This window comes from Arenibacter echinorum (assembly GCF_003259375.1).
Taxonomy (GTDB): Bacteria; Bacteroidota; Bacteroidia; order Flavobacteriales; family Flavobacteriaceae; genus Arenibacter; species Arenibacter echinorum.
Window position 1 is genome coordinate 700,411 of the sequence record NZ_QLLN01000001.1, and the last position, 25,746, is coordinate 726,156.

The 25,746-nt window shown below is 39.5% G+C and carries 17 protein-coding genes; 14 read left to right on the forward strand and 3 right to left on the reverse strand.

All coding sequences use genetic code 11. From position 1 onward, the window contains the following. Positions 1 to 64: 64 nt before the first annotated feature. The 6 genes from LV92_RS03040 (at position 65) to LV92_RS03065 (ending at position 5,583) form a co-directional block, all read left to right on the forward strand. Positions 65 to 361 carry a DUF3861 domain-containing protein gene (locus tag LV92_RS03040; protein WP_111622153.1) on the forward strand — a complete coding sequence of 99 codons (297 nt, stop codon included), beginning with the start codon at positions 65 to 67 and terminating at the stop codon, positions 359 to 361. Positions 362 to 367: 6 nt separating this feature from the next. Next, the gene (locus tag LV92_RS03045) at positions 368 to 1,000 is read left to right on the forward strand and encodes an O-methyltransferase (protein WP_111622154.1); all 633 of its coding nucleotides are present in this window, start codon (positions 368 to 370) and stop codon (positions 998 to 1,000) included. Between the two features lie 281 nt (positions 1,001 to 1,281). Continuing rightward, entirely contained in the window at positions 1,282 to 2,274 is a 993-nt protein-coding gene (locus tag LV92_RS03050) for a VOC family protein (RefSeq protein ID WP_073240423.1), read from the forward strand. Between the two features lie 38 nt (positions 2,275 to 2,312). Further along, complete coding sequence (locus tag LV92_RS03055; RefSeq protein WP_111622155.1) at positions 2,313 to 3,428, forward strand: alpha/beta hydrolase family protein; 1,116 nt, start codon at positions 2,313 to 2,315, stop codon at positions 3,426 to 3,428. A gap of 40 nt (positions 3,429 to 3,468) precedes the next feature. Then, the gene (locus tag LV92_RS03060; protein WP_111622156.1) at positions 3,469 to 4,608 is read left to right on the forward strand and encodes an FAD-dependent monooxygenase; all 1,140 of its coding nucleotides are present in this window, start codon (positions 3,469 to 3,471) and stop codon (positions 4,606 to 4,608) included. Positions 4,609 to 4,623: 15 nt separating this feature from the next. After that, on the forward strand, positions 4,624 to 5,583 hold the full coding sequence (locus tag LV92_RS03065; RefSeq protein ID WP_111622157.1) for a fumarylacetoacetate hydrolase family protein: 960 nt from the start codon (positions 4,624 to 4,626) through the stop codon (positions 5,581 to 5,583). Positions 5,584 to 5,693: 110 nt separating this feature from the next. On the opposite strand, the gene LV92_RS03070 is transcribed toward LV92_RS03065, so the two are convergent. Further along, entirely contained in the window at positions 5,694 to 6,950 is a 1,257-nt protein-coding gene (locus LV92_RS03070) for a tyrosine-type recombinase/integrase (protein ID WP_111622158.1), read from the reverse strand. 132 nt (positions 6,951 to 7,082) lie between these two features. Here LV92_RS03070 and LV92_RS03075 point away from each other — a divergent pair, with 132 nt between their 5' ends. The 8 genes from LV92_RS03075 to LV92_RS03110 all read left to right on the forward strand — a co-directional run bounded on the left by LV92_RS03075 (position 7,083) and on the right by LV92_RS03110 (position 20,933). After that, a complete protein-coding gene (locus LV92_RS03075; RefSeq protein ID WP_146613502.1) occupies positions 7,083 to 7,382 on the forward strand; it encodes a hypothetical protein in 300 nt (99 codons plus the stop codon). A gap of 433 nt (positions 7,383 to 7,815) precedes the next feature. Next, the gene (locus LV92_RS03080; RefSeq protein ID WP_111622160.1) at positions 7,816 to 10,560 is read left to right on the forward strand and encodes a substrate-binding domain-containing protein; all 2,745 of its coding nucleotides are present in this window, start codon (positions 7,816 to 7,818) and stop codon (positions 10,558 to 10,560) included. A gap of 231 nt (positions 10,561 to 10,791) precedes the next feature. Continuing rightward, complete coding sequence (locus tag LV92_RS03085) at positions 10,792 to 12,153, forward strand: sugar porter family MFS transporter (protein ID WP_111622161.1); 1,362 nt, start codon at positions 10,792 to 10,794, stop codon at positions 12,151 to 12,153. Between the two features lie 29 nt (positions 12,154 to 12,182). Beyond that, positions 12,183 to 13,808, forward strand: coding sequence for a glycoside hydrolase family 32 protein (locus tag LV92_RS03090; RefSeq protein WP_111622162.1), 1,626 nt, complete (start codon positions 12,183 to 12,185; stop codon positions 13,806 to 13,808). A gap of 13 nt (positions 13,809 to 13,821) precedes the next feature. Further along, on the forward strand, positions 13,822 to 16,974 hold the full coding sequence (locus LV92_RS03095) for a SusC/RagA family TonB-linked outer membrane protein (protein WP_111622336.1): 3,153 nt from the start codon (positions 13,822 to 13,824) through the stop codon (positions 16,972 to 16,974). A gap of 12 nt (positions 16,975 to 16,986) precedes the next feature. Further along, positions 16,987 to 18,729 (forward strand): RagB/SusD family nutrient uptake outer membrane protein, encoded by a 1,743-nt coding sequence (locus LV92_RS03100; RefSeq protein WP_111622163.1) that lies wholly within the window; start codon positions 16,987 to 16,989, stop codon positions 18,727 to 18,729. 80 nt (positions 18,730 to 18,809) lie between these two features. After that, positions 18,810 to 19,697: a carbohydrate kinase family protein gene (locus LV92_RS03105; RefSeq protein WP_111622164.1), complete on the forward strand. Its 888-nt coding sequence runs from the start codon at positions 18,810 to 18,812 to the stop codon at positions 19,695 to 19,697. Between the two features lie 297 nt (positions 19,698 to 19,994). Then, positions 19,995 to 20,933, forward strand: a complete 939-nt coding sequence (locus LV92_RS03110; RefSeq protein ID WP_111622165.1) for an alpha/beta fold hydrolase — start codon at positions 19,995 to 19,997, stop codon at positions 20,931 to 20,933. Positions 20,934 to 21,727: 794 nt separating this feature from the next. On the opposite strand, the gene LV92_RS03115 is transcribed toward LV92_RS03110, so the two are convergent. Then, positions 21,728 to 22,822, reverse strand: coding sequence for a pyridoxal-phosphate-dependent aminotransferase family protein (locus LV92_RS03115; RefSeq protein WP_111622337.1), 1,095 nt, complete (start codon positions 22,820 to 22,822; stop codon positions 21,728 to 21,730). A 53-nt stretch (positions 22,823 to 22,875) separates the two neighbouring features. Further along, positions 22,876 to 25,740: an FAD-binding and (Fe-S)-binding domain-containing protein gene (locus LV92_RS03120; protein WP_111622166.1), complete on the reverse strand. Its 2,865-nt coding sequence runs from the start codon at positions 25,738 to 25,740 to the stop codon at positions 22,876 to 22,878. Between the last annotated feature and the right edge of the window lie 6 nt (positions 25,741 to 25,746).

Consider the following 25,746-nt stretch of genomic DNA (forward strand, 5'->3'; position numbering starts at 1 on the left):
TTTTAGTTAAGAGAGAAACTGTTCGTAAATGCAGAAAATCAATTAGTTCTGAAGCACAAAGATTATGGAAAAGAAAGCAAATAAATATAAATTAAAACTAGAGCTTTTAGAATTACTAAGACCAGATGACAAAGTCTATGATCCTATTGAATTAGAATTTGGCAACCATGATAATATATTCAATATTATCGAACGTATGAAAAAACGAAACCGTTTTAAAACGGAACAAGATTCGGTAGAATTTGCAATTGGACTTAAACTTTTTAGTGAAGTTATGTTAAAGAACAAAGACAATCCACTATTTGAAGATTTTAGACCAGCTTTTGGTGCTATGATGAAAAAATTAAAATCAGCGGAATAAAAAGGCATGAAAAAGGATTCGAAATTTCTTCAAGTTTTAGCGGCTTATGATGAGCGCATGCAGTCAGAGGATGAGATTATGAAGTCTTTGCCTGTTGTTGAAGGTATGAAACGGCGTGATGAGTTTTTGTTATCGGTAGGTGAAGATGCTGCCGTTTTTATGAATACCTTATTAAAATCAGCTAAATCAAAAACGATATTAGAAATAGGAACATCTTATGGCTATTCTACCCTATGGTTGGCAGAGGCAGCAAGAGAAAATGACGGCATTGTAATTACGTTAGAGGCCGATGAAACCAAAGTAACATACGCTAAACATAAATTGAATGAAGCGGGTCTTTCGGAATATGTTGATTTTAGAGTGGGTGATGCTTTAGCGCTTATGAAAGAAGCAAAAGAGTCTTTTGATTTTGTTTTAGTAGATGTTTGGAAAGAATTATACCTGCCTTGCTTTGAATTATTTTATCCTAAATTAAAAAATAAGGCTTGGGTGGTTGCAGATAATATGATATTCCCGGCACAATCAATTGAAGAAACAAAACGCTATCAAAACCGAATACGTAATACAGGAGTTTTCTCTTCAGTATTATTGCCTATTGGAAGCGGAATGGAATTGAGTCAATACGAACAAATAAAATAGGTTTTATGAAAAGGTTTAATTAACGAAAAGCATAAATAGATAATTGGTAATAGTTCAGCGTAATCGAGACCTAATATGTAAAATTGGTCTTAAGCACTAAATCAGTCACCTTCTTATCTTAAGCAGATTTTAGCTTAAAATGAATAATTTAAACCAAATAAACCTTGCAATAAATATAAATATAATTGATTTAGAATAGTACATCCCTCTTAATGATTCAGAATTTGAGTGAGTATAAAGTAAATTTGTAATACTAAAGAAAGAATAAAAAAATTTATAAAATGGCAAAAAACCCACATTATTTTTCGCAAATGGCCCATGTTGAGGTCTTAACCAAAGACCTTGAAAAATCGGTACATTTTTTTGGTGATATTGTTGGAATGGATATTACAGGAAGAGAAGAAGGTTCGGTTTATTTAAGAGCTTGGGGAGATTATTTTCATCATACCTTAAAATTGACGCAAAGCGACAAGTCTGGACTTGGACATATTGGGTGGAGAGCGGATAGCCCAGAGGCTTTAGAAGAAGCTGTTGAATATTTGGAAAGTATTGGTGCCGGCAGAGGTTGGTATGATGGTGACCTAGGTCATGGTAAAGCTTTTAAATTTCAATCTCCTGAAGGCCATATGCATGAAGTTTTTTGGGATGTACAATGGCTTCGAGAAGAAGGTGAACGTGGTAGTGTGTATGCAGATCGATATGCTAGCAATCGTTTACAAGGTGCCAATCCTAGAAGATTTGATCATGTAACATATATGGTATCAAAAGGTGCTTACCCTGCTGAAAAAGCATTTTGGAAAGCTTTAGGATTTAAAAATCCGGATGAAATTCGTATTTCAGATGAAATACCCCCAATTGGAGGTTTACATACCCTTGCAAACTTATCACATGACATTGCCATCTTTACAGACCCGAATATAGAACCAAATCAAGCAGTTTTAAATCATATTTGTTGGAATGTTGATAGTCGTGAAGAGGTACTTTTAGCTTTAGACTATTTTATAGAAAAGGGGTATAAGAGTGTTATGGGTGCACCAACAAGACATAAGGCAGATGAAGGTTTCTTTATCTACATTGTTGATCCAGGAAGTGGAATTTTATTTGAATTCTATGCTTGTGCTAGATTGGTGTTTGCACCTGATCATTTAGATGTTCATTATTTAAAAGATAACCCAAATGATGCATGGGGTTCTGTAAATCCGTTTGCAGAAATGGCGAAAGGTAAAAAACTTGGACTATCTGATGATGGTACAGTGAAACCTGTAGATATTTAAAATATCCTTTTTAAGAGAAATTAAAAAATTATAAAACTATGTGGCATTTTTTTCCGGGCAAATATATGCCTTCGTACCAAGTAAATAGAGCGTTGACCCAAGCCCATTATGGCGGTGGTGAATTTGCAGAAATTTTGGAAGTAGCAGGTAATATTGACCCAGACAATAGAGAGACCTTTAATATAGCTTGGTTAAACAAAGGCAACGAAGTTTATGAATGGGCAGAAGATTACGAGAATAAGAAAGCTTTTGTTTCTGCAAGAAGAACCTATTTAAGAGCGTTCAATTATTTGCGTACGGCAGAGTTTTTCATGAATCTACATGATGACCGAAAAATTAAGACCTACGTGAAAGCACGTCAGGCATTTATTAATGCAACAAAATACTTTGACGAGAAACCAATAACAGTAGAAGTCCCTTTTGAAGGTTCTTTTTTACCTGGGTATCTTTTCAAGCCTAAGGGCGTAAAAAACCCACCAGTAATGGTCATGTTTGGAGGATTAGATAGTTTGGCTGAAGAACTCTATTTTGGAATTGGAGACCATTTAATGGAAAGAGGCATCGCTTTATTAGCTATGGACGGACCAGGTCAAGGCGCAGCTTTACGTTTAAACCACATTCATTCTAGACACGATTATAATGTGGCTGGCACAGCTGTTCTAGACTGGGTTTTAGAAAACTTAAAAGATGAAGTTGACACTACAAGTGTTGGCATTGCAGGTGTTTCTATGGGAGGTTATATGGCCGCACGGTGTGCAGCTTTTGAACCGCGTTTTAAGGTATGTATGATTTTTGGAGCCGTTTGGTCTTATTATTCCGTTTGGGCTGGGCGTAGTGGCAAACATCCACTTGCTGAAATTGTACAGCATATTATGGATGAAGACACCTACGAAGGTGTGCTTAAAAAACTAGAAGGTTTTACTCTAGAAAATGGCGTTGCAGAAAAAATTTCAATGCCTACATTCATTATGCATGGTGGTGGCGATAAGCAAAATTTTGCGGAGCATGCCATCACACTAGAAAAGCATCTTACCTGTGAACATAAAATGAAAATTGTACCAGATGGAGAAAGTGGTGCGCAACATTGTCAAGTAGATAATTTCATGCCTACATTAGATATGTACGATTGGATTGCAGAAAAAATTCATGCGTAATAGCTTGTTTCCCTAGGTAATAATATTAAAAGTTCTAATTATGTCAGCAGTAAAAAAGGTACTCGTAGTTGGTGGTGGTATTGGAGGTCAGTCCGTTGCAATTGCTTTAGCCCAAAAGGGTGTTGAAGTTGAAATAGCAGAAAGACTAGATGTGTATAATGTATATGGAGTAGGAATCATTCAACAAATGAATGCACTCCGAGCATTGGATGAATTAGGCTTAGCTGATGAAACCATGAAGCAAGGTTATCCATACGGACAATTAAAAATGTACACTTCTACGGGGCACTTTATTGGTCTTGCAGGAGCACCACCAATAGGCAAATACCCTAGCCATAATGGTATTTCAAGACGTACTTTACATGAAATCATGTATGATAAGGCTATGAATCTTGGTGTTCATTATAAAATGGGAACTACGGTTACCCATATCGAAAATAACAAAGATGACGTTACCGTAACATTTACGGATAACACTAAAAAAACCTATGACATCTTAATCGCTTCAGATGGTATAAATTCTGATATGCGTAAATTGATTTTTGGTGATTTTAAACCAAAGTATATGGGTGTTTCAGTTTGGCGGTATGCCTTTAAAAAGCATGAGGACCTAGATACGGCATATATGTATTATGGAAAGCGAAGTAAAATTGGATTTATACCAATGTCTGAAGACAGTATGTATATGTTCTTGGTGTCTGCCGAAGGAGCAGATAACCCATGGATTGAGAAATCTGCCTATGTGCCCATGTTAAAGGATTATTTATCTGAATTTCCAGCTAAGATTGCCCAAGACGTCATCCCTCAAATTACAGAACCAGATTTGGTCAATTATCGTCCAATAGAAGCAAGTCATTTACCAGACCCTTGGTTTAAAAATAGAGCTATTGTTATTGGTGATGGTGCCCATGCAACCGTTCCGCAATTAGGCTCCGGTGCTGCATTGGCACTTGAAGATGGTGTAGTTTTAGCAGAGGAATTGGATAAGGCAGATACTGTTGAAGAAGCTTTTACAGCCTTTATGAAAAGACGTCACCAACGATGTATGGCGATTGTAGATGCATCAGAAACCCTCGCAGAATGGGAATTATTGGAGTTTGAAGGAAAACCGCTTCCTGAAGGAGCAAATATTGGTCAAGTCATTGGTAAGGCTGTTGGTACTTTAATGGCACCACATTAATAAAATAGTAATGTTATGAAATTAGTTACTTTTCAAAATAATAAAGGAGCTGTTAAAATTGGCTGGTTAAAAGGCAATGGTGTAATTGCTATGCAAAAAGCGGACCCCAGTTTACCAAATGATATGCTCAGCTTTATTGATGACCATGAAACGTATTTCAAAATAATAAAGGATAATAATCTAGAAAGTCTAGCACCTCATTATCAATTATCCGAAGTAAAACTCTTGGCTCCATTGACGAATCCAAGAAGTTTTAGAGATTATGTCGCTTTTGAGGAACATATGTTAAATGCTTCAAAGTCCTTTGGGCATACCGTTAGCCCAGAATGGTATAACATTCCTATTTTCTACTTTACCAATCATCAGGCGATTTATGGGCCAGAAGATGAAATAAAGAGGCCTGAGAAAGAAACCAAATTTGACATTGAATTAGAAATGGCCGTCGTTATGGGCAAAAAAGGCGCAGATATTAAAGCCGAAAATGCCGATGACTATATTTTTGGATATACCGTTTTTAATGATTGGACTGCTAGAGCGATTCAACGACAAGAGATGACCGTACCTCTTGGACCGCATAAAGGGAAAGATTTTGCAAACGCTATCGGACCTTGTATTGTTACCAAAGATGAGTTCGAGAAATACCGTTGTACCATTTCTAGAGAAACACATCCGGAACATCTGGCGATGCCTTTAACTACCAATGGAAGATTTGATTTAAAAATGACATCCCGTATTAATGGAGAAACTATTTGCGAAGGTAATTATAAAACCGTGTTTTGGACCTTTCCGCAAATGATAAAAAGAGCTTCAGAAAATAATGTTTCGTTAATGCCTGGTGACATTTTAGGTAGTGGTACCGTTGGTTGGGGAAGCCTTATTGAAAATAACTTTTCGGTTCATAGACCATTAGAACCTGGTGATGTGGTAGAATTGGAAATTGAAGGTATAGGCGTTTTGAGAAATAGCGTGATTTGATTTAACGAGTATTAAGTTTCAAAACCCCAACGGAATAGGCAAGTAAAACCTCTTTTATGCCCGTCTCCTTGGCAATCATTTGGGTTTACAATTTTTCATGGAATAATAACCTATGAAACAATAAGCTCGTTCGCCTCGTCCAATACATGGTTGGTAAAGCTTTTTAAATAAATTTCGGTAGTTCGTAGGGAATTATGGCCCAGGCCTTCACTTATTACCTCTATTGATATTCCCATAAACTTGGCGATGGTGGCCCAGGAATGGCGGATAGTATAGGTAGTGAATTCCTCTTCAATTCCTGCATCCGAGGCAATGACCTTTAGATGGGCGTTCATCCTTCTTCGTATGGATTTATATTTTTCATAACTTTTGGTACTTCCATCATAGTTGGCGGGAAATAAATAGTCATCGTTCTTTTTGCCTTTGGCATAGTAAGCCAATAATCTTTTGAGCTCATCTGTTATGCGAACGGAAAGTTGGTCCCCGGTTTTGCTCCTCCCGTAGAATATACGGCCATTGGCCATGTCCCTTACCTGGAGTTTTACTAGGTCTATAAAATTCATTCCCCTACAGTTGAACATTATAAGGGTATAATTTTGTGCGTGCCATATTGGGGTTCCCTTTTTATAGTCCAGGTCCCTGATCTTCATGAAATCCACCTTTATTATAGCCTTCTTTTTGGTACGCTTGGTAGTGGGAATCTTAAAGTGTTCAAAGGGATTTTTTTGGGTAGTAAATTGGTCCTCTTTGATAGCACTGTTATAGATGGCCCTTACCGCCCTCATATAGGAACTTATGCCATTACTGGAGTTGCCCTTTGATTCATGCTCGATCTTAAAATTCTTCAATAGGGTTACATTGATCTCGTCCAAACGTAGGTCATTGTCCCCGTTCAGTTTAATGAATGCCCTAATCCCCCCGGCATACCATGAGGCGGTACCGGGCTTGTTGGATTTCAATTTCCTGTCGATGATCACATTTCCCCATTCGGACAAGGTCATTCCGTTATGGACTTCTTCCCGTATTTTGGTGACCACCTTTTTATCCCAGGCCTTTCGGATGTATTCAACCAGTACATCGGGGTCGAGCCCTTCTATACTTTCTCCAAGGTCAACAATAAGCTTACGTGCAATATGGAGCTTGTCGTAAATGGATTCGTTGGCCTTGTCACAATCAATATGGTTGTTTTTAAAGGCAGACTTTTTCATCCGCATATACTTATCGTCCCATCCAGCGGGGGAGCTGAAATAGGGCAGGCGTATGATCCTTGTTTTATGGTGAAACAATCTTAGGGCAACGGGATACAATCCGTTGGCTGCACTTTTTGCCGATTTTCTGGTGTCCAATATCAATCTTACCTTGGCCATAATCTTGTTCTTTTACTTAAAGTTACTAAAAAACAAGGCTCACTTTAGGCTCACTTTTTTTTGATATCATTTGATATCAAATGATATCAAAATTTATCGAAATTGAATTAAACACCTGTAAATCAATATAATATGATGTATTTTGCATTGATTTGTAGTTCCATTTCAAAGTCTTCTAAGCAGGCGGTCCTAGGTTCGAATCCTAGTGCCATCACCAATAATTACGAGGCCTCCAAGAAATTGGAGGCTTTTTTGGTTTTACAAAAGGCTCAAAAAAGGCTCACTTTTTTTAAAAGCAGTAGAATAATACGGATAGGAATTGCGGCCCAATCCTTCACTGATTACCTCAGTAGGGATTCCCGCCCAGGAATGGTGGATGGTATAAATGATAAAATTCTATTCAATATTCGCATCTTCGGTGATGCCTTTTAATTTGCAGCGTTGATAACGAGGGAGCATCGTAGGTAATCCTTCTGCGATCACAACACTAAACCTTTTATAAACGGGGGTATTGTTACTTTTTTTTATGAATTGTTATTAGAATTATTATAAAAAACATACATAGTTATTGGATTTAAAATTACTTTTATACTTATTGATGCCAATTGCACTGTTTTGAATGCAAAATAGTGATCCCTAATCTTAAAGTCTTCAACCCCAGTCGTATTAATTCATTCCGGTTACACTGGAGATAAAGGACCAATCTGAATTTTAGACAAGGCTACAAATGCAGTATAGGAATGGATTAAATCCTAAATCATAATTATAATGTTCTCTTTGTCCTGAGCTAATCAATAGAATTTAATTGAAGAATTTACATGATTGTTTCCAATTTCATTAAGTTTACATTTTAACCCAACATTTAATGAGGTTCCAAAGCGTTTTTTTTCTTTTTGTCGCGGCTTTTATATCTATATTCCACTCTTGTTCCGATAGGAATAATGAAGCCGAAATAAGGATTGGGTTTTCCCAAGCCATGATGGCCGACGAATGGAGGCAATCCATGAACAATGCCATGGAAGTACAGGCCTCTTTGTATCCCAATGTTACCCTAAGTATAGCAAACGCCAACTACAATGTCCAACAACAAATTGCACAGTTAAAGGATTTCATAACAGACAGTGTTGATATTATTATTGTTTCGCCTATTCAATCCAAACCTATTACCCCAATTGTGGAGGAAGCTATGAATGCCGGAATTCCGATTCTGGTGGTAGATAGGAAAACAGACAATCAAAAGTACACGGCATATGTAGGCGCGGACAACATTGAAGTTGGCCGTAATGCTGGGAAAATCATAGTTTCCAATGTACAGGATTCATTAAGGGTTATTGAAATAAGGGGTCTAGCTGGATCGTCTCCTGCTGAGGAAAGAAGTCTGGGTTTTCATCAGATTTTGGATAAATTTCCCAAAATAAAATTTGCAGGAACTATAGAAGGGGATTGGGAGGAGGAATCCATCACGGAAAGGTTACGAGAATTATTGTCAAGAACCGGAACGGTAGATTATATTTTTGCCCATAACGACAGAATGGCCAAGGGTGCCTGGGAAGTAGCTAGGAATTTGGGCATGGAAGGCCAAATAAAAATCATCGGTGTTGACGGACTTAATGGACCTAACGGAGGCATACAATTAGTAAAAGATGGGGTTCTAAATGCAACGATATTGTATCCTACAGGGGGTGCTGAGGCAATAAAAATCGCATTGAAAATTTTAAACGCTGAGGTGGTGCCTACAAATAATATTCTGAGCACCACTGTTATTGATCAGTTTAATGCTGATATAATGCAGAATCAATTCAGTAAAATAAATGAGCAGCAAGGTCTCATTGAATCTCAGATTTCCGCAATTAAAAGACAAGAGCAACTCTACTATTCACAAAATAATATCCTCAAAATCATTATTATATTTTCGGTAATCATATTTGGCCTTGCCGTTTATAGCATATATTCCAAAATAGCTATATCCAAGAAAAATAGGCAGCTGGAGTTGATCAATAAAAAGATTACTGTCCAAAGAAATCAAATCGAAAAAATAGCTAACGAAGTAAAGGAAAGTAATGAGGCCAAATTAAATTTTTTCACAGGGCTATCCCACGAGTTTAAAACACCTATCACTTTAATCATGAGTTCCATAGAATCTTTAAGGGAATGGGACAAACAAAAGGGCTATAAAACTGGATTTGAAGTGGAATTGATTCAAAATAACTCCAATCGTTTGTTAAGGTTGATCAATAATTTATTGGATTTTAGAAAAGTGGAAGACCAAAATTTCAATGTTAGGGCTTCAGAAACAAATATTTTTAGGTTCTCCAACAATATATTTAATGAATTTATGGGGGAGGCGAAAAAGAGGGGAATCAAATTCAATATTACCACCAATAATGAGGATCTGGACTTGTTTATCGACCGAAATTTAATGGATAAAGTCTATTTTAACCTTTTATCCAATGCCTTTAAATTTACTCCTGATAATGGAAGAATCGATATTGTAATTAACGATAATTTGGACAAAAGTACTGTTGATATTCACTTTAAGGATAACGGAATAGGAATCCCGGAAAACGAATTGAAAAATGTATTCACCCCATTTTTTAAGGGTTCCAATAATAGGAAAAATAGTTCAGGCGTAGGTTTACATCTTAGTAAACAATTTGTGGAACTTCATCTTGGTAAAATTGAAGTTAAATCCTATCACGGAACGGAATTTATTATTACCCTATTTAAAGGAAATACCCATTTTAATGAAGATCAAATTGTAATTGACCCAGATTTGGCGGATACAACGCTGAGTGATTTTTCCGGGGAGATTACCTTGGATGATAACTATTTGGAACTTGATACCAAGATTAGGGAGGATAGCTATTCCATTCTTTTAATAGAGGACAATCGGGATTTGAGTTTTTTTCTAAAGAATAAACTAGGTGTCGAGTATGATATGATTTTGTCTGATGGTACCGATGGAATAGAGTTGGCATTTGAGCATATTCCTGATGTTATTATATGTGATATTAACTTGCCCGATAAAAATGGATTTGAAATTTGTGAAATCTTAAAGAACGATTTGCGAACATCGCATATTCCAATTGTCATCTTAACAGCCTTGGGCAATAAGGATTCTTTTCTACAGGGCCTTAAAAGCGGAGCGGATCTATATTTGACAAAGCCATTTAGCTATTCCATATTAACACAATCTATAAAGTCGCTCCTTTACAATAGGGAAAAGTTAAGGTATTATTATACCAACAATATACATAAAATTGATCAGGGGCAAGCGTTTGGGAGCCCGGAACAATTATTTGTACGTCAACTAAATCAACAAATAAAGGTGAATCTGGACAATACCAATTTTTCCGTAGAAAATTTAGCTGATGCATTGAATATTTCCAGGGTTCAGTTATATAGAAAGGTCAAGGCCATAATAGGCATAAGCGTAAGTGATTATATTTCCAATTATAGATTGGAAAATGCAAAAACCATGATAGAAAACACAGATCTTTCCATGTCGGAAATAGGGTATAGCACAGGATTTTCTTCCCCAAATTACTTTTCTACAGCCTTCAAAAGTAAATATGGTGTTACTCCAGGGGCCTATAAAAAATCACTTTAGGGTATTCTTAATCTTTTACCTTAATACCATGTATCAATTTTAAAGTTTTGTGTTACATCAGTATAAATAGGTCAAACTTTCTTTGTTAAAATAATTTTATTAACATTCTGGTTGTCAGCACTTTGTGTTTATTTTAAATAGTGTTAACGAAATCATTACAGATTGTAACATTGACAAAATAATTGCCAAAAAAATTGTAATAATATAGTCTTCATATTTAATAATTGCGATATGAAGAAAATATTGGTTTGGTCTATTACTGCAGCTTTGGCGGGATTTCTTTTTGGTTTTGACACGGTAGTGATTTCAGGAGCGGACAAAAAATTGCAAATTTTATGGGGTTCTTCTGATGTATTCCATGGAACAATAGTAATGGCCATGGCTTTGTGGGGAACAGTAGTTGGAGCATTATTGGGCGGAATACCTACAAATAGGTTGGGGAGAAAGAAAACCCTGTTCTGGATAGGTCTTTTTTACACCGTATCCGCTTTGGGTTCTGCATTCGCAAACGACCCTATTACCTTTGCCTTCTTTAGATTTTTAGGTGGATTGGGAGTGGGCGCATCCACTATAGCCGCTCCTGCATATATTTCTGAAATTGCCCCGGCCAAGGACAGGGGTAAATTAGTTGGCTTGTACCAATTTAATATCGTCTTTGGAATATTGGTTGCCTTTTTTTCCAACTACCTGTTAAGTGGTATTGGTGAAAATGCCTGGCGATGGATGGTTGGGGTAGAGGCCATTCCCGCTGTAATCTATACCCTATTTGTCATGACTGTTCCACAGAGTCCAAGGTGGCTTCTGACCAAGCTGCGCACCGAAGAAGCTCTAAATGTACTTAAAGTGATAAATCCTGGTCAAGATGTAGAAAAATTGATGTTGGAAATAAATCAGGAAAATGAAAACAAGGTACCAGGTGAAAACATTTTTATAAAGAAATACCGCTTCCCATTAATTCTTGCCTTTTGTATGGCCTTTTTTAATCAGGCTTCCGGTATTAATGCCTTTCTATACTATGCCCCTAGAATTTTGGAAGAGGCTGGTCTGGGTGAAAGTACTGCCTTATTGAGCAGTATTGGAATAGGCGTCACCAACCTGCTTTTTACCCTCTTGGGTATTTTTCTAATCGATAGGCTTGGTCGAAAACAATTAATGTACCTAGGATCCATCGGGTATATCGTATCACTGACCTTGGTGTCCTGTGCTTTTTTCTTCGATTGGGAAGGAATGTCCGTAGCTATATTTCTATTCCTGTTCATTGCCGCACATGCCGTAGGACAGGGTACCGTAATCTGGGTGTTTATATCGGAAATTTTCCCCAATCATTTAAGAGGTTCGGGACAATCTTTTGGAAGTTCGGTCCACTGGGTCTTGGCTGCTATAATCCCTTCCTTGATTCCGGTCTTGTTTTCCTCTATTGGAGCAGGAACAGTATTTGCCTTCTTTGCTTTTATGATGTTTCTACAATTGCTCTTTGTGGCCTTTATTATGCCGGAAACAAAGGGGGTTTCCTTAGAAGCTTTGAGTAAATCCTTAAGTAAATCCAATGGGTCAAATGATGATAAGGTAAAGGAAATTAAAGAGAATAAATAGATAAAATTTAAACCCAATTTTTTGAAAGTATGAAAAAACATAGATTAAAATTAGTTGTTGCCATTGCAGGCCTGTGCATAGTTTTCGCATGCAAGGAACAAGGGCAGAAAGAGAACACGGACATTATTGTCCAGCAGGAAAGTACTTTGGATGCGGAAGAAGAATTGTATCGTCCAAATTACCATTTTACACCTAAGGTTGGATGGATGAACGATCCCAACGGGATGTTCCATTACAATGGGTATTATCATTTATATTTTCAACATTATCCAGACGGTAATAAGTGGGGGCCCATGCATTGGGGGCACGCTATAAGTACCGATATGGTAGAATGGAAGGAGCAGCCAATTGCACTATATCCTGATGATCTGGGGTATATTTTTTCTGGAAGTGCAGTGGTGGATCTGCAAAATACCTCTGGCTTTGGGACAGGGGGACAAGTGCCGATAATTGCCATGTTTACATATCATAATATGGAAATTGAAAAGGCCAATGGAATCGATGTTGAGTCACAGGCCATTGCATATTCCCTGGATGAAGGGCTTACTTGGACCAAATATTCAGGAAACCCGGTCATAAAAAATCCAGGAATTAGAGATTTCAGGGATCCCAAGGTGTTCTGGAACGAGGAGCATAAGAAATGGGTTATGGTCTTGGCTGCTCAGGACAAAGTTATGTTCTATGGTTCAAAGGACCTTAAAAGCTGGGAGTTGTTGTCGGATTTCGGCAAGGATTTGAATAGGGAGATTGGAACTCATGGTGGTGTTTGGGAATGTCCAGATCTATTTCCTGTTCCAGTAGAGGGTACTGATGAAACCAAATGGATCCTCTATGTAAGTGTTAATCCTGGGGGGCCAAATGGAGGTAGTGCTACACAATATTTTATTGGTGACTTTGATGGTACAAAATTTACCATGGATAAGGATTTTGAAACAGTACTAAACAAGGGTCAGAACTTTTGGATCGATTTTGGGAAGGACAATTATGCCGGGGTTACTTTTTCCAATGTCACCTCCAAGAACGGCGGGAAATTTTATATGGGCTGGATGTCCAATTGGGAATATGCCAATGAAGTACCTACAGAAACCTGGCGTAGTGCCATGACCGTGGCAAGGGAAATAAAATTGATTAAGGATGCAGATTCCTATAGGTTGGCTTTTAAACCAGTTGATGAAATTGACGCTTATAAAGGTGTAAAGTATAAGAAAGAAAATATTGCAGTGAATGGGGAATTGGCACTCATCAATTCAGAAAAGATAAATTTTTCTCGGGCTGCAATCAACTTCAATATTTCAGATATAAAAAAAGATAGCTTCACTTTTAAGCTTTCCAACAAGCAAGGGGACGAATTGCTCTTTGGATACAACGGCATCGATGATACTTTTTACATCGATCGTAATAAATCAGGTAAAACAGGATTTTCCGATACTTTCTCGAATAAGAAAAGTATTGCGAAACGAATTTCCGGCAGTAAAATGCTGTCCGGATCTATCCTTTTGGATAAGACATCCATAGAATTATTTTTTGATGAAGGGTCCACGGTAATGACGGAAATCTTCTTTCCCAATGTACCATTCGAGACGCTTTCAATAGAGACGGTAAATCAAGACTTTGTGCTTGATTTGTTAGAAGTAAATGAACTTAATATTAACTAAATACAACTCAATTATGAAACTAAAACTCTTTTTATTACTAATGACATTTGTTCCCTTGGGGCTATTGGCCCAAGAACAGATAAAAGGTACGGTGACCTCCCAGGATGATGGGATGCCATTGCCAGGTGCCTCTGTGGTAGTGGCGGGTACTACCAATGGTACAACGACAGATTTTGACGGTAATTTTACACTTGGTGATGTGCCCACTGATGCGACACTTTCGGTAAGTTATGTTGGCTTTTTAACCATGGAGATTCCTGTAAATGGACAGACAACCTTCACAATTGTATTACAGCCAGATGCGCAAATGTTGGACGAAGTAGTATTAACCGGGTATACTACCGAAAGAAAGGCCGATTTAACTGGAGCCATTACCGTTGTGGAACTTGGTCCTGTTGAAGGTCAAAGTTTAAGTTCCGGTAATGCCATGCAGGCTTTACAGGGAAGGGTACCGGGACTATTCGTAGAGAAATCTGGAAATCCTAACGGTACCAGTAGCCGAATTTTAATTCGAGGGGTTACAACATTGGGAAATAATGATCCGCTATATGTAATTGACGGGGTGCCAACTGTTCGTCAAGAAGTCTTTTCGGGCCTTAACCCAAGTACCATAGAATCTGTACAGGTTCTAAAAGATGCATCCGCTTCTTCTATTTATGGTTCTAGGGCAGGTAATGGGGTCATCATAGTAACCACCAAGAACAGTACCAAAGCAGGAGGGGATGAAAAATATAGGGTAAGCATAAATTCTAACCTATCCGTGCAGTCAGAGAAAAAACAAAGGTATGATATGTTGAACTCCATACAACGTGGAGAGGCCTTGTGGAGGGCTTCCGTTAATGATGGTGCAGATCCAACCGGAGGTTATGGTGAAATCTATAATTTTGACTGGAACGGTGATTTTAATAATCCTGTGCTAAATGGTGTTACACTTCAGCCTTATGTTGGCGGTGATACCAACGTGCCTGCCGGGGATACTGATTGGCAAGAGGAATCTTATGAAACTGGTTATGTTTATAATAACGAAGTTTCTATTTCTGGAGGAACGGACAAGTCCTTTCATCTCATTAATTTGGGGCATCTCAAGAATACAGGTATTTTAAAACATACAGGTTACGAAAGATTTTCCGGGAAATTAAATTCCAATTTTAAATTGTTCAATGACAAATTGAAAATCGGGGTAAATACTGCTTTTACCACCTCCGATGAAACTTTGGCCTCTACCGATATTGGTAGTGCCCTAACTCCCGTATTAGCAATAAGTATGGCGCCGACCATACCTTTATTCGATAATAACGGTAATTATGGTGGGCCATTGGGTGCTGGGTATTCGGACAGAAACAATCCTGTTTTGATGCAGTATTTAAATAGGTGGGACAACACAGAAAGGACCAATATTTTTGGTAATGTATTTGCAGAACTTCAAATTTTGGACAATTTAACCTTCAGGACTAGTATTGGTCTCGATTATGGTGACTACAAACGTAAGGATATTGAGCCCAAGGTAACCAATGGATTTGTAAACAGAAGCAACAATAGGTTGATTTTGGACACCAATAAATTTACCAGCGTTGTCTTTACCAATACATTGAATTATACTAAGGAACTGGGAGATCATCGTTTTGGTCTACTGGTTGGAACAGAATCCATTAAAAATGATTTTGATTCGGTTACCGCTATTGCCGATGGTTTTGCGGTAGAAACAGAATCTTATTTTGTTCTGGATGCGGCTACAGGAGCTAGGACCAATACAGGTCGTTCCAGTGGAAGCAGCCTATTGTCACAGTTTGGAAAATTGAACTATGCATTTGCAGATAAGTATTTAGCTTCAGTGACCGTGCGTAGGGATGGCTCCTCAAGATTTGGTGATGAAAATAGGTATGGTGTTTTTCCAGCGGCAACTTTGGGTTGGAGAATTAGCAGAGAGGATTTTTTCAATGATGAAGGAGCGGTGTCGGATTTAAAATTTCGGGCAGGATATGGCGAAGTGGGTAACCAGTCTATTGGTGATCTGGCAAGATTTGGTCTATACGAATCCCGCTACGGTCCTAATCAAGATCAATTTGTTCCAGACTTTTTCAACCAATATTACAATGTTGGAACAGCTTATGATCTAAGCGGCAATAATAGTGGAACCTTACCATCAGGTTTTGTTTCCATTCAAGCGGCAAACCCAGCATTGAAGTGGGAAACAACTAAAGAATTCAACTATGGTGTGGATTTTGGGCTTTTTAATAATGCAGTGGTTGGTACTTTCGATTATTTTACAAGGAAAACTAGTGATATCTTGATCACGCCCCCTATTGCCTCGGTTATTGGAGAAGGGCAACAGCGTGTTTTAAATGGAGCCACCACACAGACGAAAGGTTGGGAGCTTTCCGTTGCCTATTCCAAGACTTGGGATAGTGGATTTTCAATGGCGGTATCTACTAATTTTGGAGCTTTCAAAGACGAGATAACCTTTTTGCCTGAAGAAGTTAGGGCAGGTTTTCCCGGAACGGCAGAGAATTCTATCCTAGGTCAGTCACAATTTTCCATCTTTGGTTATAAAACGGATGGATTGTTCCAAAGTCAGGCCGATATCGATGCTAGCCCAACTCAAGTAGGTTCAAGACCAGGAGGCTTAAAATTCCAGGATCTTAACGGGGATAATGTAATAGATTCCGATGATCGTGATTTTATTGGAAATACATTGCCGGATCTAGAGTATGGTATCCGAATAGATCTTGGTTATAAGAATTTTGATTTTTCCGTTTTTGGTTCTGGGGTAGCAGGAAGAATTGGTCAGGATCCTTATATATTATGGAACAATTTTACGCAAGGAAGGGAGAATGCCGGACTTGGTGTTCTTAATGCGTGGACTCCGACCAATACCAATACCGATATTCCATCTTTGTCATTGGCATTCAATGACCTTAGAACTTCTGATTATTTATTTAGGAAGAATTCTTATTTCAAAATAAGAAATCTGCAAATAGGGTATTCTTTACCCGAGGAGATGATCAGCAAATTCTGGGGAATGACGGGATTACGAGTTTATTTTCAAGGAGAGAATCTATTTTGGTTTACTCCAAAAGATTATATCGGATCGGATCCGGAGCGTACAACTGTTGATAATATCCCAGTACCAACTGTACTGTCATTGGGACTTAACTTGAACTTTTAAAAATTGAAAATCATGAAAAGAAATATAATATTTATAATGGGAGTGCTGGTTTCGTTTTTGCTGGCTTCCTGTGACAAGGACTTTTTGGAATATGAACCAGAGGGGGTATTGTCCAATGAAAATGTGGCGACAGCTGATAATGCCGAAGCCTTGGTAGTAGCTGCCTACGCAGGGATTGCCAATGATGAAATGATCGGACCCTTGACCCATCAATGGGTGTATGGAAGTGTACGTTCGGATGATGCTTATAAAGGTGGTGGAGGCCGTGGCGATGTGGATGTAATTGACCGCTATGAGCAATACAATCTAACAATTCCAGATTTTGGGGATTGGATGGCCCCGAGAACTTGGACCAATTATTACAAGGCCATTTCTAGAGCTAATTTTGCGTTGACCGTAATTAACGACATACCTGACGCGGAATATCCAAATAAGACTTTGAGACAGGCGGAACTTAGATTTTTGAGGGCACATTCCCACTTTATGATGAAACTTTTGTTTAAAAAAATTCCTTACATCAAAGAAGGGCTGACCCAAGAGGAAACTGCTGCTGTCACAAATGATGTGCCCAACGATGAATTGTGGAATACAATTGCGGAGGATTTTATTTTTGCTTACAACAATCTTCCCCAATCGCAAGATGAGGTTGGCAGGGCAGATAGAAATGCAGCTGCAGCCTATATGGCCAAACTTAGGCTCTTCCAGGCGTACGAACAGAATGACCAGCATCAGGTCACTGCTATCAATCCGGCCAGGCTACAAGAGGTAATTGATTATGCCGATGAGGTAACTGCTAGTTTGGAGGCAGATTATGGAAACAACTTTTTAGATGGTTTCGATAATGGTCCCGAATCAATTTGGGCTGCCCAATTTTCTATTAATGACGGTACCAAAGTAAGTAGGGTAAGTTTTGTAACGGGACTTAATTCTCCTCATGGATCTGCATTATACGGGTGTTGTGGATTTCATTTGGCCAGTCAGAATATGGTCAACGCATTTAAGACCGATGCTGCTGGATTGCCTTTATTGGATAATTTTAATGATACGGATATATTCGCTACAGTTAATGAGGATGGAACAGTAACACCAGCGGTGGGATTAACGGTGGATCCTAGGTTGGATCATACCGTAGGGGTTCCGGGAAGACCTTTTAAATACAGGAATACTGTTAATGCTACCGGTGATATGGTTTATAACTTTAGTTGGGCCAGAGATCCAGGGGTTTATGGCTATTTTGGTAATATGAAGGAACAACAGGCGCCAGATTGCTCCTGTTATGTGAAGGAAGGACCGTTTGTTGGTACTTCCAAGAATGTTGATTTTATAAGATATGCAGATATTTTGCTGTTCAAGGCAGAGGCCTTGATACAATTGGACCGCTGGGATGAGGCATTACCTTTGATCAATCAAGTTAGGGCTCGTGCAGCTGTAAGTACCCAGCGCCAGATCGATGCAGGTGCGACGGATATTTACAATATTCAAGAGTACACTACCTTCCCGGATAAAGCCTATGCTTGGAAAGCCTTGAAATTTGAAAGGAGATTGGAATTTGGGATGGAAGGTCCCCGATTCTTTGACTTGGTAAGATGGGGTGAGGCAGCAGAAGTGTTGAACGCCTATTTAACCGAGGAAAAAACAAAAAGGGATTTCTTGTCCAGCGCAGTTTTTACGGCAGGCAGGGATGAGTACTATCCAATTCCACAACGTGAAATAGATTTTACAGGAGGACTTTATAAGCAAAATCCTGGATATTAATTTAAGTCCGAGTTAGTTTGAGTTAGTTTTTAAAGGCACGGAGAGTAGTTTCTCCGTGCCTTTTATTTAAAGTTTGAATTATGAAAAAATTAAAAGCTATTTGTTTTGGAGAGGTTTTATTCGATAATTTCCCAACACACTCAAAGATTGGGGGAGCTCCCTTGAATGTTTCTTTGCGCCTACAATCTTATGGTGTAGACGTTAGTATGATAAGTAGTGTCGGTAATGATAAGGAGGGCAAAAGAATTATTAAATATCTAAGGAGCTCTGGCATAAATACGGATGGGATACAAATAAGTTCCAGTAATGGGACTGGCCAAGTAAACGTTGTCTTAAATGACAAGGGGGTGGCATCCTACGATATTGCCTATCCTGTTGCTTGGGATAAAATTTTGACAAAAAATCGCTATGAAAGTCAGCTAAGAGAAACGGATATATTTATATATGGCAGTCTTGCCTGTAGGGATAATACTTCTAGGACCACCTTAAAGGGGTTAGTGGAAATAGCACAATACAAGGTTTTTGACGTGAATTTAAGAGCACCACATTATAGTAAGGAACTGCTCCTGGAATTAATGCAGCACGCTAATTTTGTGAAATTCAATGATGATGAATTGTACGAGGTAGCGGAATGTCTTGGTTCCAAATACAATTCTATGGAGCAAACTATTGTATTTGTAGCCAAAGAGACCCAAACAGACACAATTTGTGTCACCAAAGGTGCTTATGGTGCTGTATTGTATCACCGAAATATCTTTTATTATAATAGTGGCTATAGGATTAAGGTTCTTGATACGGTAGGCTCGGGGGATTCTTTTCTAGCCTCTGTAATTTATAAGTTGTTTAGCGGTGAAGACCCCCAAGCCGCTATCAATTTTGGTTGCGCTGTCGGGGCCATGGTGGCTAAAAGCGAAGGGGCCAACCCAATTTTTACCAAGCAAAGAATAAACAAGTTTATGAATCCTTAAAGTTTTTGTGTCATGCTTAGAGGTTATCCAAATTTTTAGAAATGATGATTTTTTTAGAAACTTTATTAAAACATCCAAGCATTTAAACTTAATATCCTCAATGGCATAGGCTGGTCTGTTGATTTTTGATGGTATTCATGAAATCGATGATTTGCTGCCAAATTGAGATTCGGCGTAGCCAATGCTACGCATTTGGGCGATGCAAAAAATGAACAAATCACGAACTCCATGATAGTTTATTCTATCTTTATGCAATTCACATAACTTTTGGGATTGATCCATTGTATATTGCATTCTATGAGACCATTTTTATTGCTTACTTTTTTTGTTTTATTGACGGGTTGTGCCGACCAATACGGTAAGTATAAAAAACCACCGGAGTACATTACTCAGGCATCTGCTTCCAATGCTGCTTATTTTGAAGCTTATGACGCGACTTTAAAATTATGGAATGTCTCTTTTGAGGAATTGTATATTCCTACCACCAACGGAATTGCCCATGTTATTGTAAGTGGCCCTAAAAATGCAGAAGCAGTGGTATTACTTCACGGAATGAACGCCAGTTCTACCATGTGGTATCCAAATATTGAAGCACTTGCCAAAAACCACCGGGTGTTTGCGATCGACTTTATCCTGGAACCAGGAAAGTCTTATTTGTCTAATGATATAGAAAGTGTAGAAAAAGTTACTGCTTGGTACAAAGAAGTTTTATTTGCTTTGGAGTTGGATAGCTTTCATCTCATTGGCGCTTCCCGAGGAGGTTGGTTGGCCGTTACCCTTGCATTGCAGGATCAGGAAAAAATAAAAAGCTTAATATTATTAAGTCCGGCCCAGACTTTTACATGGATTAAACCAAGTACGGATTTATTAAAAAATATTGTGACGTTATTTTCTTCAAAGGAGAAACAAATTGAACAAAGCTTAAAAAGCATGTCCAGCAATGTAGCCAAAATTAATGATGCCTACCTTAAGCAATATAAATTGGGTACGGAAATGGATTCTGAAAACAAATTTGTAACCAGTATGCAACCTTTTTCCAACAGCGAGTTAAAATCCTTACAAATGCCTGTTTTGGTTTTAATTGGGGATGACGATATGATCAATGAAAGAAGAACGGTTGCAATAGCCAATACGCTACCAAAAGGGAAAGGGGAAGTAATACAAAATGCAGGACATTTTTTATCTATCGATCAAGCGGAAACAGTAAATGAAAAAATGCTGGACTTTTTAAAATAAGGACCTTGTTTCTAGGGCGAGTAATTTACTTTCTCAACAAGGGAGAGGTGGGTCTTCAATAAATCTAGAAGTGGAATGTAGCAGATTAAAATTGCTTCCTAGCCTTTTTATTTCTGCTGCTTCGGAAATTCCTACTGCCTTTTGTTAGATAATGGACCACAACCAGCGCTACACTGATTACAGCAACAGGAATAAGTATCTCGTAAGCCTCAATTGGTAAATCCATAGTTATAATATACGAAAAATCGAAATAAAACAGGCTTAACGGACAATATTCAACGGTATTCACTAGCGGATCAGGATTTTTCTTTACTTTACAAGTTGACGGAACAAATGAACGGCCTATTTTCAATTTACTTAAGTGGTTATTATTGTTTTTTATAGGTTTTCGTGAATCTTCGATTTCGTCTTAAATCAAGTGGTTTCCACATTTGGGGATGGAAGGCCTGCCTACCGTTAGGTAGGCGTCCAGGCCTCGGCAGGCTCCTCTAAACGAAGGTACACTGTACCTTCGTTTATCGGCCCTGGTCGTTTTTATTCATCGGCTGGGCTCTTGATTTTTAATGGTATTCATGAAATCGATGATTTGCCGCCAAATCGAGATTCGGCGCAGCCAATGCTACCCACTTGGGCGATGCAAAAAATGAACAGGACAAGAACTGTGGGATAGTTGATTCTATCTTTTCTAATTCACACACACACACACACACACACACAACCTCTGGGGTTGATCCCAAAACCTGTTCCTATTGTTACAGTACGGTATGTTCAGTGTTCGTTTTCTTCTTGTGGAATCACATTACATCTTTCAATGCCGCCAATAACATATTCACATGATTGGCGTCGGAGCTTTCGCCCATTAGTCCAATCCGCCATATTTTTCCTGCAAATGGTCCCAGGCCGCCACCTATTTCAATATTGTACTCTTCAAGCAACCGCTTTCTGACCTCTACATCGTTCACGCCTTCAGGAATCCGTACAGCGTTTAACATGGGCAGGCGATACTGTTTCTCTACCAAAAATTCAAATCCCAGGCTTTCCAGACCATCGCGTAAAAGTTCATGATTTTTTTGATGACGTGCGAAACGGTTTTCCAAGCCTTCCTCAAGAATAATTCGCAATGCTTCGCGCATGGCGTACATGGCCGAAATGGGCGCTGTATGATGATAGGCCCTTTTAGCTCCGGCCCAATAATTCTTTACCAAGGTCAGATCCAAAAACCAGCTCTGTACTTTGGTCTTCCTATTGTCGAGGACATCTATCGCAGCCTGACTAAAGGTAACAGGTGATAAGCCAGGAGGAGCACTTAGGCATTTTTGACTCCCGGAATACAGCGCATCTATTCCCCATTCATCCACTTTTAATTGGGTACCGCAATAGGAAGTTACGGCATCGACAACGAATAGCGCACCTGCATTTTTTGTCATTTTACTGATCTCCTCCAAAGGTTGTAAAACGCCTGTTGAAGTTTCGGCATGCACTATGGCCAATAGTTTAGGATTACAGCTTGCCAGGGCTTTTTTAACTTCTTTGGGATCAATGGTTTTTCCCCAATCAGATTCAACTTTGATGACTTTTGCTCCGCAACGTTCTGCAATATCGGCCATGCGGTTACCGAAAACGCCGTTGATACAGATTACGGCCTCATCGCCAGGTTCCAACAAGTTCACCAAACAGGTTTCCATCCCGGCACTGCCTGGAGCGGAGACCACAAAGGTCAGTTCGTTTTTGGTCTGAAGGGTCTCCTGCACCATAAGCTTGATATCGTCCATCACTACTAAAAATTCGGGATCCAAATGCCCTACCAAAGGAGTGGCCATTGCCCTCAATACCCGAGGATGTACATCACTTGGCCCAGGACCCATCAAGACCCTGGTGCTTGTTTTCATTTCATCAATTTTTGTCATTGTCGTGTTTTTTATATGGATGGTTCTAAAATTAATTATTTTTTTACAGCTCTAATGGCTTCGACAAAATGTATCGGCTTTGTGCTTGTAAAATGTTGTATCTGGTGGCGGCAGCTAAATCCGCAGGCGATAATTTTGTGGTCTTTTTGTAGTTTTTCTACCGCCGGAAACAGAATTTCCGCTCCAATCTTTTTGGATAAATTGTAATGCTCCTTTTCATATCCAAAGGAACCTGCCATGCCGCAACAACCTGATGGAATCTCTGTGACCTTCTTGGAATTCTTTAATAGTGATTTCATAGCATTGGTGCCATACAAAGCTTTTTGATGGCAATGTCCGTGTATGGCAACCCCCTCTGAAATGGATTCGAAATCGACATCCAGTCGTCCTTGTTCGTATTCATCGGCCAGAAAAACGTCGATCATCATCACTCCATTCTTTAATTGATCGGCTACATCCTGGTTGCTAATTAAATCTGGTAAATCATCGTTTAAGGCTGAAGCACAACTAGGTTCGCAGACCACCACTTTTAGGCCTTGATCTAGAAATATCTTTAAGCCCTCAATGGTTTTGGCCCCCTCTTTTTTCGCATCCCTTAAAAATCCATGGGAAATTTTTGGCCTTTGGCAGCAGCCCACATTGGCCAAAATAACCTCATATCCGCAGGAATTTAAAAGTTGCAGGGCGGAAATGCCTATTTGTGGCTCGTGATAGTTCAGGTAGGTATCGGCGAACAGCACCACTTTTTTATCGCCCTTGTTTGTTTTATGGGCATGTTTCGCAAACCATTTATAAAATGGTTCTTTGGCAAAATCGGGCAAGGTCCGCCGTTTGTCGAATTTCGCAGTACGCTCCAATACGGATCGGAACAGTGAGCTCTTTTGAATCGAGTTTACCACACCCGCCTTCCACCCGGAGATATTAGCAGCTGCTTTTGACGATTCGCGGATCAATTTATCCCTAAAGGAGGTGCCATGTTCATCATAGTACATTTGTAGGGCATCGCTTTTCATTTTTGCCATATCCACATTACTTGGGCATTCGGATTTACAGGCCTTGCAGGATAGGCAGAGGTCCATAACTTCATGAAGGCGTTGGCTGGCAAGTCCTTCCGATCCCAATTGATTGGACATTGCCAATCGCAGTGCATTAGCCCTACCACGGGTAGAATGTTCTTCTTCCCGTGTGGCCTTAAAACTGGGACACATGGTTCCCCCAAGTATTTTTCGGCATTCCCCAACCCCGGTGCACATATGTACCGAGGCAGCAAAACCTTCTTCGGTCTTATACTGATATTCGGTTTTTACGGACAGATCCTTATAACCAGTACCATAGCGCAGATTGTGTTCTATAGACTGTGCCTCTACAATTTTACCGGGGTTCATCAGGTTATCGGGATCGAAAAGTTTTTTTATTTCCAAGAAGGCCCCGTACAAAGTGTCTCCGAAAAAGCGTTTGTTATAGGCGCTTCGTACTAGACCGTCGCCATGCTCGCCGCTCCATGATCCCTTGTATTTCATCACAAGTTCAAAGGTATCCTCCGTTATGGCCTTCAACCGATCAATGTCCTCGGCAAGTCTTAGGTCCAATATAGGGCGAACGTGGATTACGCCTACGCTGGCATGGGCATACATCGCCGCCTTTGTGCCATGCTTTTCGCAAACCTTCAAAACTTGGGCTATATATTCAGCCAGGTGTTCAGAAGGTATTCCGGCATCCTCTATAAATGCCAAAGGTTTTTTGTTTCCTTTGATGCCCAACATGAGTCCCAATCCCTTTTTACGGATAATCCATACATCTTCATAGGCCTGTCCCTCCGGAAATAGGGGGTAGGCATAACCTACGCCATTGCCTTTTAATTCGGCGATCATACGCTGGGGTCTGTCCATAACATCATCTAGGGTATCCCCGTAAAATTCTACGATCAATATGGCCCCGGGATTCCCTTCAATAAAGTGGCAATGATGCTTAGTAGTCAAATTTTGCCTACTGAGGTCGATCACGGTCTTGTCTAGTATTTCAATGGCCGAAGGGGCATAGGGCAACATGGATTCCACGGAGGAAATGGCTTCCAAAACTTCCGTATAATGTATGACGCAGACTGATTTATACTTGGGCAGATCCGTTAAATTAAGTTTTAGCTCCAAGGTCGTTGCCAATGTGCCTTCGCTGCCACAAATCAACTTGCCCAAGTTCCATTGGTCTGTATATGTAAATTCATCCAAATTATACCCGCCCACCCTGCGCATCACTTTGGGAAAGCGTTCTTTAATCTCATCGGAATGGGTATGTATCAATTTTCTAAAGGAGGCATAAATTTCGCCTTCCCGATCCGTCTGCGAGGCCTTTTCCGAATATGCTGCAGGGGGACAGTTCTTTAGGTGCAATTCGGTGCCATCGGCCAAAAGCACGGAAGCTTCAAGAACATGGTCTACAGTTTTTCCGTATAAAATACTTTTGGTTCCTGAAGAATTGTTGCCGACCATTCCCCCAACATTGGCTCTACTGCTGGTTGCGGGATCAGGGGCAAAATGCAGGCCAAAGGGTTTCAGGACTTCGTTCAGGTCGTCCCTGACCATGCCCGGTTGTACCCGTACCCATTTTTCCGCTTCGTTTATTTCCAACAAGCTGTTCATGTGTTTTGAGAAATCCAATATCATGGATTCCCCTACCGTTTGCCCGGCCAGACTGGTTCCAGCTCCCCTAGGAAGTATTGTTATTTTGTTTTCATATGCCACCGCAATGGCTTTTTTTACATCCTCTGCATTCTTTGGCAAAACTACTGCTAGCGGCCTAATCTGGAAGATGCTGGCATCGGTGGCGTACATGCCCAAGGAGTAGTTGTCCGTTAGCACTTCCCCTTTGACCGAATTCCGTAAGCCATCGAATATATTTTTCATAGTAAT

What these genes read in the sequence shown, in the direction of transcription:
- LV92_RS03040 (WP_111622153.1), top strand. Translation starts at nt 65, where the DNA reads ATGGAAAAGAAAGCAAATAAATATAAATTAAAACTAGAGCTTTTAGAA.
- LV92_RS03045 (WP_111622154.1), top strand. Translation starts at nt 368, where the DNA reads ATGAAAAAGGATTCGAAATTTCTTCAAGTTTTAGCGGCTTATGATGAG.
- LV92_RS03050 (WP_073240423.1), top strand. Translation starts at nt 1,282, where the DNA reads ATGGCAAAAAACCCACATTATTTTTCGCAAATGGCCCATGTTGAGGTC.
- LV92_RS03055 (WP_111622155.1), top strand. Translation starts at nt 2,313, where the DNA reads ATGTGGCATTTTTTTCCGGGCAAATATATGCCTTCGTACCAAGTAAAT.
- LV92_RS03060 (WP_111622156.1), top strand. Translation starts at nt 3,469, where the DNA reads ATGTCAGCAGTAAAAAAGGTACTCGTAGTTGGTGGTGGTATTGGAGGT.
- LV92_RS03065 (WP_111622157.1), top strand. Translation starts at nt 4,624, where the DNA reads ATGAAATTAGTTACTTTTCAAAATAATAAAGGAGCTGTTAAAATTGGC.
- LV92_RS03070 (WP_111622158.1), bottom strand. Translation starts at nt 6,950, where the DNA reads ATGGCCAAGGTAAGATTGATATTGGACACCAGAAAATCGGCAAAAAGT.
- LV92_RS03075 (WP_146613502.1), top strand. Translation starts at nt 7,083, where the DNA reads ATGATGTATTTTGCATTGATTTGTAGTTCCATTTCAAAGTCTTCTAAG.
- LV92_RS03080 (WP_111622160.1), top strand. Translation starts at nt 7,816, where the DNA reads ATGAGGTTCCAAAGCGTTTTTTTTCTTTTTGTCGCGGCTTTTATATCT.
- LV92_RS03085 (WP_111622161.1), top strand. Translation starts at nt 10,792, where the DNA reads ATGAAGAAAATATTGGTTTGGTCTATTACTGCAGCTTTGGCGGGATTT.
- LV92_RS03090 (WP_111622162.1), top strand. Translation starts at nt 12,183, where the DNA reads ATGAAAAAACATAGATTAAAATTAGTTGTTGCCATTGCAGGCCTGTGC.
- LV92_RS03095 (WP_111622336.1), top strand. Translation starts at nt 13,822, where the DNA reads ATGAAACTAAAACTCTTTTTATTACTAATGACATTTGTTCCCTTGGGG.
- LV92_RS03100 (WP_111622163.1), top strand. Translation starts at nt 16,987, where the DNA reads ATGAAAAGAAATATAATATTTATAATGGGAGTGCTGGTTTCGTTTTTG.
- LV92_RS03105 (WP_111622164.1), top strand. Translation starts at nt 18,810, where the DNA reads ATGAAAAAATTAAAAGCTATTTGTTTTGGAGAGGTTTTATTCGATAAT.
- LV92_RS03110 (WP_111622165.1), top strand. Translation starts at nt 19,995, where the DNA reads ATGAGACCATTTTTATTGCTTACTTTTTTTGTTTTATTGACGGGTTGT.
- LV92_RS03115 (WP_111622337.1), bottom strand. Translation starts at nt 22,822, where the DNA reads ATGAAAACAAGCACCAGGGTCTTGATGGGTCCTGGGCCAAGTGATGTA.
- LV92_RS03120 (WP_111622166.1), bottom strand. Translation starts at nt 25,740, where the DNA reads ATGAAAAATATATTCGATGGCTTACGGAATTCGGTCAAAGGGGAAGTG.